We start from the raw sequence: 11,788 nt of genomic DNA on the forward strand, positions 1-11,788 counted from the left end.
GATTTTTATCGTCGTCCCTTACAAGATGCATCTGGACAAATTTTATGGGAGTTGTTGATTTGTGACGCAACTCGCAGCTTTGAGTATGAAGCCACCTGTCTCCAATCAGCAGCAAATTCAAATTGGGTTGCGACTCAACTTGAATTGGCTGCTGGTGAAAAATTGCCAGATGTGATTCAGGTGTTTCGTCCTCAGTCTCTAAGTTTAATTGAGGCGGCGGGACGCAATTTAAGTATAAATATCGAACCTACCCGCCACACTTTGGCACTGAAGCAGTGGTTGCAGGAAAAGCAGTATCCCTCAGCACTGGATAAACCACCCCCAGCACCATTACCAGAAAACCTCTGGGGAGAACAATGGCGTTTTGCGACTCTGGCTGCTAGTGATGTGGAAACCAGATTTAGCGATCGCCCCATTCCCATTTTGCACATCCCAGAATTTTTGAAACCTATCAATTTGGGTTTGGCGTCAACAGTGCCCGTCCCTGGTGTGGTAATTTATGGTGGACGCCAATCGATGCGCCTAGGACGGTGGTTGCAGCAAGCCCGTCCTGTAGCATTTAACTACATATCTGGCGCACCAGATGGCTTGGTACTAGAAGCTGGCTTGGTAGATAGGTGGATTGTTGCCACTTTTGAAGATTCAGAAGTTAGAACAGCAGCCCAAACATATGAACAGCGAAAACAGCAAAGCCGAGGATTGCATTTTTTGTTAGTGCAACCAGATGATTCCGGGATGACTTATAGCGGCTTTTGGTTATTGCGGGCAGAAGATTGATATTAATTGCCAAAAATATTGTTCTGTTTATTCCCGCTTATTTATTTACTTTGTTAATATGACTTTTAGCCAATATCACCCTACGGGAAGGCTGCGCCAACGCAATGACAAACTATCTTATATTTATTTATATCCATCTACTTATCTGAGTACAAGATATTGACCACTGTGGCATAGTTGCAGATATATATAATGAAATGAACTTAGTAAAGCAAATAAACGCTCGTTCAACCCAACCTTACAATTATCCTTAACTGTATTGGGTTATAGAGTAGGCATTGCCAAAAAAATGTGGAATAGGTGCAATATTATTTAAAGCAATGCTCACTCTACTAACTTGGCTTTCACCACTGCCCTGAATTATCTTCCTGTTGCAAACCTATCAACTGTCGCCGCTTCCAAGCAAAATGAAGAATATTAATTCCGAGTTCCTGAGCTGTACGAATGGTCAATCTAGGTAAACTCAAATCTCTATCCAGTCCCCAAGCAGTTGCTAAATCACCAATCGCTAAAATAATTCCTCCACCAATTAACAGTTTAATTTGCTGTTGATTAACCATTGGCAAGGCAGCAAATAAGAAAGGTTTTGTCCTTAAAGGATGACTCCGTTGCAATTCTTCTAAAGGTCTTAAAGGACTATCTAACTGTTGTGCTAATGCTTGAGTACTCTCAATTAGAGCAGTAGCATTTGTTGGTGCATCAATGAGAAGCACACCACCTAAATTTAAGTAATTTTTTAGAGATTCAAATTCGAGACTATTTAAAGATATGGCCTGTCCACCTGTGAGATAAAGTATGTCATAGTCTTGGATATTTTCTCCTAAAGAAACCTGACCTGGTTCATCAGCCCCTCGCAAACTGGGATATAGGGGTTCTACTGCTTGTAACAAATAAGAAAGGCTGAAAAAATTACGCGCACATTCAGGATCACTATGATTCGCCTGCGCCATACACACAAGTGCTTGGGGACGCATTTGTGCCTGACGGCGATAACGCAAATCAATATTGTTATATCCAGGAAAGAAAGCATCCGCAGGTTGGTTAATTTCAGTGTGTCCGGGTTGCAGAAGTATCCGGCATATTTCTATTTCTGAACTGACTGGTATGGAGTTTCTTTGGTCAATTCGATAAGTTTCTTGAACAATATCTCTTTGCTGTCCGCGCCGCAATTCATCAGGGTCTACATAGCTAACTACTAAGTAGATCATGATTGGTTCAGAAGTTGCTACTTCTATATCAATGGGAAAATCATAAGAAGTCGGTACAACAATTAGATTACCTGCTAAATCAATTGCAATCCCAGGTTGAATTTGCACCCAGCGCCCATCTCGATATTTAGCTTCAACTTGGCTTGGGGCAGTCACATCTCGGACGCCTAAACCGCAGACAATTCCTGGTTGGTTTAAACTTTGATATTGGGCATTTTGCCGATTACGGTGGTAATCATGGGCTGTGCGCCAGCGTTCCGCATTGATTAGTAACCCGTCTGCGGCTTGCAGGCGTTCAAAGGATTTAATTGGTGGGGGTGGGAAAGGATGGGACATATCAATTTTGGATTTTAGATTTTAGATTTTAGATTTGGGATTTGGGATTAAAAGCCGGTTTCAGGAATCTCCAACAATACTAACTATTCAAGTTTTGATTTTAAATTAGATGTAGGGAAGTCAGTGTGTTACTTTGGTTTTTAAAGTTGTAGCAACTGGCGTTGTGTTATGCCAAAGGCTAACGCACTTTTAATTCTTGATAATGCCGTACTTTTGGCGATAACACACCCTACAATTTAATTTTACTTACTTAATTACAAATTACAAATTATTTAATTAGGAGGATTTTCTATAGATAGTTCATAGGTGCAAAAAGCAGGTTTTTCTTGTTCTATGATTCTTTGGATAAGTTCTTCATTGATGATGCCACTAGAAATATTTGAACGCAAACGTACTATAAAGTGATATGGTTGCCCACCGGCTAAAACTGCATTTCCTAGTTGTGCGTCTCCGATAATGAAACTTGGGCCAAAAGGTTCTGTAATACTAATATGTTTATCAGCTTCATTAGGTAAATGTTCGTCTAGAGGTAAACCAGTATAAAGATGTAAATAGAGACGCAATCCTTTACGAGTTCCCCGCCAGCGATAAAGTTCTACAGCCCGGCTAATTAAACGCCGCTGTTGCTGGAGATCCCAAACTGAATCTACTTGCCAAGCAACCCAATGAGCCATAAAGGGTAGTAGTGCTTGTGGTGCTGTCAAGGGATCAAGGTTTGCCCACATGACGTTATAACTATCAACTATTGGTTGAAAAGCTTGCTCAAATATTTTGATGAAGCGACCAATAAAGTCCACTTCCCGATACAAAATTGGCAAGAATTCCATGTAGGTTGTGTAAGGGCGGATATATAAATCAAAATACTCACTTCTCTCAATTTGTTCGTTGTCAGTGCCTCGGTCTATATGTAGAGTAATTAAACTGCGAAAATTGAGAGTTAGTTTGTCTTTTTTTCCAGGAGCGATCGCTTCTTGGTCTTCAAAAAATGTGTCGGGAATTGAGAAGTAAAGGACAGCATCCATTTGTCCGCGAGGGGGTATTTCACTACCTTCTGTGCCAATCTGACACCACTCGCTAGGAAAATTTCCGTCAACGCTTAAGCTCACCCGCAAAGGACGTTGTTCTAAGTTTTGCACTTGCACAATCATCTCGCTCGGATGCCCAGGATGCAAGAGTAAACTACGTCCAGCTACATCCATGTTTTCCGCATTTGCAAATGCTAAACCTGCCACAGGTAAAGCTTCAGGAATTTGCATTGGCGTTAATTGAATGCGTACAGATGGACTAAAGCGACTTTGAACCATAACTACTCTACCAATTTTGGATTTTAGACTTTCCTGCGGAACGCTACGCGTAGCTTGCTTCCACGAAGTGGTACGTCGTCAGCGCTCAGTCGAACGATTTTAGATTTTGAATTACTTTGTTTGCGGTGCAAGATTATCCAATTCCTCTTTTTCTCTTCCTCTGTGTTCTCTGCGCGGCAGTTGCTTCTCCCTTGGCGCTAGCCTCTCCCTTTGGGAGAAGGGGAGACGCCAAGGGAAAAGGGCGCACTGCCTTGCCTCTGCGGTTAATTAAATGCTGTTCCAGAAATTTCAAACAATACTAATTATCCAATTTTGGATCAGCGATTAATGATCTGGATATCATGATTTGAACGCAGATTGGTATTAGTCCAAGAACATATTAAACCTTCCGATCCTGGGTCAATCAATTGTTCTGGTGATGGTTGTCGTCGCCAATTTTCTCCTTGCTTGCGGATGGGAAACAGCAAAACGGGACCTAAATGACGCACGCCCGGGGTTTGTTGCAGTAATGCCACAATATCCGATATATAAACAGGTCGCCCAAATGGCCAACCTTTGCCGTCCATTCCTCCAGTTAATGGATTTAAATATTTATACAGCGATCGCCTTAAATTGCGGCGAATTTCTTCTCTGGCAAAAGGGTTGTCATAGGCTGGCTCTAAAGCAACTTCTGTCTGTACAGAAACACCTACGTAATTCGGTTCTTCTAATTCTATTTGTACCCCTAATAACCGTCTTTCATCTAAGTAACTCATAATTTGCTCTTGAAGTGCATTACTCAGAGCAAACTCTTCTGGTGTCATCCCATTGCCTTGGGCGATCGCATCTGTATTTGCGAATGGAACTATCAGCAAACTAACTATACCAGCTTGTCTTTGAGAATTTGCTGGCAAACAGCGGACACGTGCGATCGCACCATTCCCCGCCTGTTGAGCTAAAACTTCAAAATCTTCGGCAGTGACGGCGCGATCACGGGTGCGGAGGATGCGGGGAGCCTTGATCACAGCTTGCTCCAGTGATTCCGCATCCGCACCATTGACTGCTGGTACATGATTGATCACACTAGTAATATACGGATATGCAGACTTCAAAAACTGGATTGTTCCAGCTTGAACATTGCCTTCTCTACCACCGCCTGTACGATAAGCAACCATTTTAATTTCTGAGTCACGGGGAGGAATCGCCCCGTACTGGTGTTCAGATTGATTGTTTTCCAAGGTACTAACTTGTACAAATGTGTCATTTAGTGATGGTTGCTGGATTCGCGATCGCACCCGTGTTTGCTGTTTAAGTTCGCTAGGTTCACGAATCAGCGGCCCAAATTGGATTGTACCAGTGATCGAATCGATGGTGTAATGAAAGTGATGCGACCTTGAATCAGCAAAATCTCTCACCTCAGTCCACTTCTGAGGCAATCCACCAGCGGGAGTAACTAAGATATATTCATTTTCTCTGCGTTCTAAAATCGGTGCGCTTTGTAATTCAAAAGTCTGTCCGGGTTTACCCTCACTGATTCCTAGACGCTCATCTTGAATGAAAGTACTGTGACTAGCCCGTACCGTACCACCCATTGACTGCACTGCTAAACCAGTAATTCGTGGTGGACGATTGTAACCAGATTGATTTGTTTCTGTGACAGTAAAGGTACAACGTAGCCAGCGACCCCGGTAAGAGGTAAAGTTGGTAACAGGCCAATTTTGCGGTAAATGCAAACGAACATCTGCTCCTTGAGACGGGTTCCCACCCTGTTCAGCGAGTTCATAAAAACTGAAGCCACGAGTGTCATCATCTGACTCTTGCAATAAAACTGGTTGCCAATGTTCTCCATCCCAGGCCTCCCACTTCCGAGGCGGTTGATTGGGGTTAATACCAGCAGGCGTAGCTGCGGCTCCTTGGAAAGTAATATCTAGAACATTACCATCTAAAGGATCATCAGAAGCGATCACTAAATAAAAGCAGTTACCAGGCTGGGGTTCCTCTTCAAATATCGATACTTCACTGCCTGTCCAGAAACCGTCAGATTCACGAGTCCATGAACTTGTGACTCTTTCTCGCAGAGTTTGGGGAATGTCTTCGGCGATTTGGGCAGTTAATAAGTGCTGTATCCGGGGTATGCCAATAATTAGAGGAGAATCTGTACTAAAGGTAATAGCTTCTGTGGTTTCAGTTTGGATAGTTGAAGCTTCTAATCCTGCTGGAATAGTGTAAACTTCAGGCAGTGCAGCGCTTAAATAAAAAGTTAATTCCGTGCGGGCTGGGGCGGCAGGCTGGAGACGAATACCCAGTAATTCTAAGAAAGCTACATAATTTTTTCGAGGTACTTGGTTAAATCTGAGCAACATCTGGTCAGTTAACCAAGCAAATAACTCAATTAGCGTAATCCCTGGATCACTGAGGTTATGGTCTGTCCATTCTGGACAGTAGCGAGGAATACGCATAATACATTCTTCCACCAAATCATCGAAGGCGCGATCGTCTAAGTTGGAAGAAGGTAATTTCGGTAAAAAGTCAAAGTTCACGATTCCTCCCCAGCTGAAACCAAATAATAAGGATAAACAAAACTATAAATATCGGGCCCATCTTTGAGTCGATAATTGATGATGATATCCACTCTGCCACGTACAGGGTCGGGATCGGCGATAACTTCATCGATAATAATGCGCGGTTCCCAAACTTCTAAAGCTTCCAAGACATAAAGACGGATTCGCAGTAGGGTCTCGCTATTCAAGGTTGCAAACGCCAATTCTGACAAGCGAGATCCAAAGGTAGGTCGATAAAGCCGCTCACCTACTCCAGTGCGAAGGATAATCCAAATAGATTCTTTAACTTTTTGATCTTCACGGCTAAGTTGTATCCCACCTTGCACATTTAAATGCAGTGGATAAGCCAAACCTGTCCCTAAATAGTCTTTTTGCCCACCATAAACCATATCTGGTACTTAGACAGCTGTTATATGGATATCTTCAAAGATATCGGCATAGAAGGTTTAAGCCTATTCGCCAAAGGTCGAGATTGAACAGAAGAGGCAGAGGGCAGTTGTAGCTGTAGTGTTACGGCTTTTGCAGGGCACCATTTAAGATTTTCGGTGCGTTATGCTAACGCGGTAACACCACCCTACACCATCTTCTAATTATTTCCGCTTACTTACTTAAGATTTGTGGATGAGTCTTTAATACTCGTGGACGAGTCTTTAATACTCGTGAATGAGTCTTTAATACTCGCGGACGAGTCTTTAATACTCGTGAATGAGTCTTTTTTACTCGTGGACGCAGATCAGATCCACTTCTGTACCCCCTACTCCCTCATCCCCTCCACCTCTTCAATCAGCCGCCAATCAAAACAGTAGGATAACCTTTGGTAATTTTATTCGGTAGTGGCCCTAATGCTTCTATAATAGTATCGCCCATCCTACAGGCAGGCAGATTGTTAATTAGCACTGTCTTGCTACCGTCAATTACAACACCGGGCCCATGTGGAGGTACGGGCGAGGGTGTGGCGCAATTATGAATATCAGCACCTGCCGCCGCAGCAGAACGGATTGTGCTACTCATGGTAGTTAATGCTATTGTCTTTACATTTTGTTCGGCGGCTAGAGCAGCAGGTGCCCCTGGTGTACCAGCCGCCGCCTTGCTAGCAGCCTCAGCTGCTAAGACAGTCGTATTAGAAGATGTTTTGGCAGATAGCAAACCCGCTACTGCTGGTGCCAGCACACCCCGCCACGCAGGTAAAGACCCAATCAACACATTGCGACTACCTGGGCCTCCTGTCAATACTGGCGGTAAGGGATGCGCTACATTGTCGGTAATTCTTGCTGCTGCTCTACCTGGCATGACAAACTCCCAATAGTGTTTTTCATTATCAAACTTTAAAAAAGCCCAATGAGAATAATTCGTAATTGGTAATATTCGCTTTCTCTATGAGACGCTACGCGAGTCGCGAGAAGCAAGCTACGTAATTCGTAATTGAATTAGTTTAGAATTTATTACCAAATAATTCAAGACCACAATTTATAATTTCCTGTGGTGTTTCGCCAAAAATTACGAATTACGTTAATGCAACGTAAAGCCTTCTCTACCAGAGGCTGCGTCTCTTAGAGACGCTGTTCGTGTTCGCTTAGAGCGAGTATTCGTTCCCCTATCGGGAAGCAAGCTAGCAAGAGCCTCTTGTAGAGAGCGTCATTACGAATTAGTAATTAATTAAGTTTAATTAGCTTGCCTTGAACTGTAATGATGCCCTTGGCTGTAATGTCTATATTTGTTTGTGCATCTAATGACAGACTACCTTTTGATGTCACTGAAACAGATTTAGAAGTAAGACTGTCGTCCATTTTGATTTCATGACCGCCTTTGGTTGTAATCACTATACACTTTTCACTATCATTGAGATAAATTTGATGACCAGATATAGTTTCTAGGCGAATACCTGTTTTACTAGTGTTACCACCTTTAGCGCCTTTAGCACCTTTAGCGCCTTTAGCACCTTTAGCACCTTTAGCACTTTTACCGCTTTTATTACCTGATTCATCTTCTTCGACAAACTGTAGAATATGTCCTACACGAGTTCTAAAGGTGCGTAATCTTACAAGACCCTTTGTTGTAACTGAGTCAGCCACGTCTTCCGGTGGTGCATCCATCCCGTTCCATACTCCGCCAATTATGTAGGGACGGTAGATATCGCCATGCTCAAAACCTACCAAGACTTCATCCTTCACCTCTGGTAAACAGTCGAAACCTCTGTCTTTTCCTGCTCCCAAAGCTACAACTCTCGCCCAGTCACTTGTATGCTTTTCTGTGAGGGTGGGAAACTGAACCTTCACTCTACCCCATCCCTCTGGGTCATTGTTATCAGTTACAATTCCCACTAATAAAGTCTGAGATGGCAGTAGGCGTTTTTGTGTAGATAGAGTTGTGAATAAGTCACCAGAACGTAGTCCCCGGACGCTGAAATCAGTGTAATAAACCCGCTTACTGTAGAAATGGCGGGTTTCTGTAACATAATACTCTCCACTATAGCGATCGCCCATACCCTTAAGACTAATAATTCGCCCCGGTCGAATCTCAGGATTACCCTCTGCCTTGGCATCTGCATAAACAAATTCTCCTCCCAGTTCATCACACAGAGCCTGAGCCATAGTATCTGCTTGTTTTTGAGTGGCAACAGGTTTATCTACAACAGTCATGTTGTAGGGCTTAAGATTGGTAAATGCAGTACTGGTGCTACTTCCTTGATTATTACCTGTTTTACTTAGTTGCTCCTCTTTGTTAGCTTTTCCGGTAATCAATTGTTTTTTGGTATAGTCCCAGGCACGTACTTCCACAGAACTCACTTGTTCAGCACTGGTGACGCGAGTACTAAATTTATTAATATCAACCAGCCATTCTAGTAGTAAAGGTGGTAAAGGTTTTTTAGCTTTTGGTTTTGGTGCACAAAAATTTATTTCGCCATCTGTAACAAATAATTCAAAACCAATGCGGGCTGCCCTTTCCCGCAAAAACTCCATATTAGTTTGGTTTTCTTGGAAGACATACTCATTGACTGCGGTACTTTTGTCTACATTGCCAACTGTTATCCCTACTTCTTTAGCTATTGTTTCGACTATCGTGCCATCAGTTTGGTTCAAAAAAGAACGATTATAACGACCTCTGTGAAGACGATGGGAAATATCATAGCCCTGAACAATCATATCAGCTTCAGATTTTTCATTGAAGTGAACTTCCATCCCTGTAATTTCGCCTTCAATCAGTACTTTTTCTATCTTTTCTTGTTGAAAATTCTTATCTTGAGTAGTACTCGAATTAAAACCCAACGTCACTTTTTTCCCAATCTTAAAAAACGGCTCATGTCGCCAAGGCTGGTTTTGTGGTTGGTCAGATGTAGGATTATAGCTATTATGTATTACTAGCGTAAACATCGCTGGTAAATGAAGGCTTTCTTCTATTGTCATTTGCAACACATCCTCCATTAATTCAGGAGAAGCGGCTTTTCCGTCTATCTTAATTTGAAGATTACTTAAATAAAGGCTTTCTTTAGCAGGCATAACTATTATTTTGCAACTATGAAATGTTTAGAGCAGTCTTTAAGAACAAACTAGTGATAAATTAGTTTTTATCTCCTTCCTGACCTTGGTGGGTTTTGTGACTTTGATGGGTTTTGTGACCTTGGTGAATTTTGTTTCCCCGTATTTCCTAAACTATTACTTGGCGAACGCTGACGATTTTCGGCTTGAGATAGAGATTGAGTTCCTCCAGGAAGGTTTTTTTGATCTACTTCTTGCAAGGCTATATCTACCAGTGCCCTTACTGGTGTCCCATCACTCAGAAACATATTTAAAGTGTAAGTTAGACTCGTGATTACACAATAAAAATACTCTGTTTTCCATGTGAATATGTAAACAGGTGGACGACTGTCAGGTATTTTAGTGATACCTTCAACACCTTTCTTAATGTTGTCTATATACTTTTTCATCACCGACTCTTTCGTTTCATAAGTATCATATAGTAACTGTTTAAGTGTGAAAGTGTAAGGCTCAATTGCCGAAAAATTTATCTTGGGAAGTAGAGTAGTTCCTCTATTACCATCGTCATTTTTCCACCTAACAGTGCGAGCAAAACTAATGTCTGTAGGATTAAACATTAATTCAATATCTGGTGCTTCCTTGTTATAAGCTAGAAGTTTGGCTTTCTCAAGTTGCGGTTGAAGCTTTTGAATAACAATAATTGCTGGACTTGGCATTTAAGTATTTCTCCAAAAAATAATTATTGAATGGGAATTTACCAAGGTAATCGACCTGAGTGACCGCCATGACGCTCTCGCTCAATTTCTATCCGTTGGCGTAATCTGCTATAAATTTCACGTGCTAGAGCTTCAAGATCATCCGTATCATCTTTAGCATCTCCTTTAGAAGATGAATAAGTGTTCTTTATCGTCTCAGTTACTGGTTCTATGTCTCTAGATGTGTCGGGTGTGACCTTTCCATCCTCAGCAAAGCCTCTAGGTGCAGGAAGGCGTTTAGCAAAAACTTGTGGCGATTCTGAAACATCAGAAAATTCATAATTTTGGCCGTTAGATTCCACACTATTAAAATTAAAGTTAGTGAATTCATCATTATTTCCATTTAGTAAATCTTCCACACTTGACCATTGAGAAGGTGTGTTTGATGATTGGGAAGCTGTATTAGTAGTAGTATTAAAATTTGCTTTTCGGAAAATCAGGGGAGGCGATGAGTATTGAGGTGCAGGTTCACCTACATCACTTGTCTCGTTTTGAAGAGGATTAAGCTGTGGAGAATTGAGGATCGAAAGTTTCCGTTTTCCAATATTCAACCCCAAGGAAGAAGGAATTAAAGAATTAGATACATGAGATGAATGAATCTCAGCGCTTTTCAGTTGTAATGAAGTGTCTGGAAAAGAATCGACTTTAGTCGGAGTCTCTGGAGAAGTTTTTTGTTCTGGTTCTGTGGGATCGGGTGTCTGTAAACTTGGAAGGATAATATCCTGCGGTGTCCCACCAGTGTTAATGTCATGTAGTAGAGGTAAATTTTTCTGTGCATCCCTGGTATTAACGTGGGAGTCTGTCACCTGACCATCAGTAGCATAACCTTTAGGTGCTGGCAAATTTTCTTCGGTCGTATTTTGCTCGACTTTAGGTGGTGTGTTTACCTGATCTTGCAGGGAGATTGGATTATCTGAGGTATCAACATAGGTTGATATTTCAGGATTTGTTACCGCAGTGGGAAATTCTGATTTTATTGTTTGTTCATTGTCAATAATTTTCCGGAAAATACTCGCAGTTTCACCAATCTCAGGTGATGTAGCAGTCACTTTTGGTGCGATCGCAGTTTCACCAATCTCAGATGATGTGGCTGTAACTTGTGGCGCGATCGCAGTTTCACCAATTTCAGGTGATGTGGCGCTAACTTGTGGCGCGATCGCAGTTTCACCAATCTCAGGTGATGTGGCTGTTATTTTTGGTGCGATCACCGTTTCACTAATTTCAGGTGATGTGGCTGTTATTTTTGGTACTTCACCAATCTTAGGTGATCTGGCGGTAACTTATGGTGCGATCGCTGTTTCACCAATCTCAGGGGATGTGGCGGTAACTTTTGGTGCTATAGCAATTTCAGCAAATTCAGCGGATGTTGGAGTAAATTTTGGTGCTTAAAGA

Annotated in this window: 10 protein-coding genes; 2 read left to right on the plus strand and 8 right to left on the minus strand. The window is 42.1% G+C overall.

The window, feature by feature from the left end; translation table 11 throughout:
* A partial coding sequence (locus tag Q0541_RS03960; protein WP_298905834.1) for a Tab2/Atab2 family RNA-binding protein occupies window positions 1-777 on the plus strand: 777 nt, incomplete at its 5' end.
* A 344-nt stretch (window positions 778-1,121) separates the two neighbouring features.
* On the opposite strand, the gene Q0541_RS03965 is transcribed toward Q0541_RS03960, so the two are convergent.
* The 8 genes from Q0541_RS03965 to Q0541_RS04000 form a co-directional block, all read right to left on the minus strand.
* Window positions 1,122-2,321 (minus strand): DUF4159 domain-containing protein, encoded by a 1,200-nt coding sequence (locus Q0541_RS03965; RefSeq protein ID WP_298905836.1) that lies wholly within the window; start codon window positions 2,319-2,321, stop codon window positions 1,122-1,124.
* Window positions 2,322-2,593: 272 nt separating this feature from the next.
* A complete protein-coding gene (locus Q0541_RS03970) occupies window positions 2,594-3,625 on the minus strand; it encodes a phage tail protein (protein ID WP_298905838.1) in 1,032 nt (343 codons plus the stop codon).
* Window positions 3,626-3,942: 317 nt separating this feature from the next.
* Window positions 3,943-6,144 carry a putative baseplate assembly protein gene (locus Q0541_RS03975; protein ID WP_298905840.1) on the minus strand — a complete coding sequence of 734 codons (2,202 nt, stop codon included), beginning with the start codon at window positions 6,142-6,144 and terminating at the stop codon, window positions 3,943-3,945.
* A complete protein-coding gene (locus Q0541_RS03980) occupies window positions 6,141-6,554 on the minus strand; it encodes a GPW/gp25 family protein (RefSeq protein ID WP_273769682.1) in 414 nt (137 codons plus the stop codon). Before Q0541_RS03980 ends, Q0541_RS03975 begins: the two co-directional genes overlap by 4 nt.
* 394 nt (window positions 6,555-6,948) lie before the next feature.
* Window positions 6,949-7,455 carry a PAAR domain-containing protein gene (locus Q0541_RS03985; RefSeq protein ID WP_298905850.1) on the minus strand — a complete coding sequence of 169 codons (507 nt, stop codon included), beginning with the start codon at window positions 7,453-7,455 and terminating at the stop codon, window positions 6,949-6,951.
* Between the two features lie 362 nt (window positions 7,456-7,817).
* On the minus strand, window positions 7,818-9,662 hold the full coding sequence (locus Q0541_RS03990) for a VgrG-related protein (protein ID WP_298905853.1): 1,845 nt from the start codon (window positions 9,660-9,662) through the stop codon (window positions 7,818-7,820).
* Window positions 9,663-9,730: 68 nt separating this feature from the next.
* Window positions 9,731-10,357: a hypothetical protein gene (locus Q0541_RS03995; RefSeq protein WP_298905855.1), complete on the minus strand. Its 627-nt coding sequence runs from the start codon at window positions 10,355-10,357 to the stop codon at window positions 9,731-9,733.
* 38 nt (window positions 10,358-10,395) lie between these two features.
* Window positions 10,396-11,604 (minus strand): hypothetical protein, encoded by a 1,209-nt coding sequence (locus Q0541_RS04000; protein WP_298905861.1) that lies wholly within the window; start codon window positions 11,602-11,604, stop codon window positions 10,396-10,398.
* Between Q0541_RS04000 and Q0541_RS04005 the strand changes: the two genes are divergently transcribed.
* On the plus strand, window positions 11,579-11,785 hold the full coding sequence (locus Q0541_RS04005; protein ID WP_298905864.1) for a hypothetical protein: 207 nt from the start codon (window positions 11,579-11,581) through the stop codon (window positions 11,783-11,785). The genes Q0541_RS04000 and Q0541_RS04005 overlap by 26 nt on opposite strands.
* Window positions 11,786-11,788: the final 3 nt, after the last annotated feature.

Origin of the sequence: uncultured Nostoc sp. (assembly GCF_937863485.1) — a bacterium.
Taxonomy (GTDB): Bacteria; Cyanobacteriota; Cyanobacteriia; order Cyanobacteriales; family Nostocaceae; genus Nostoc.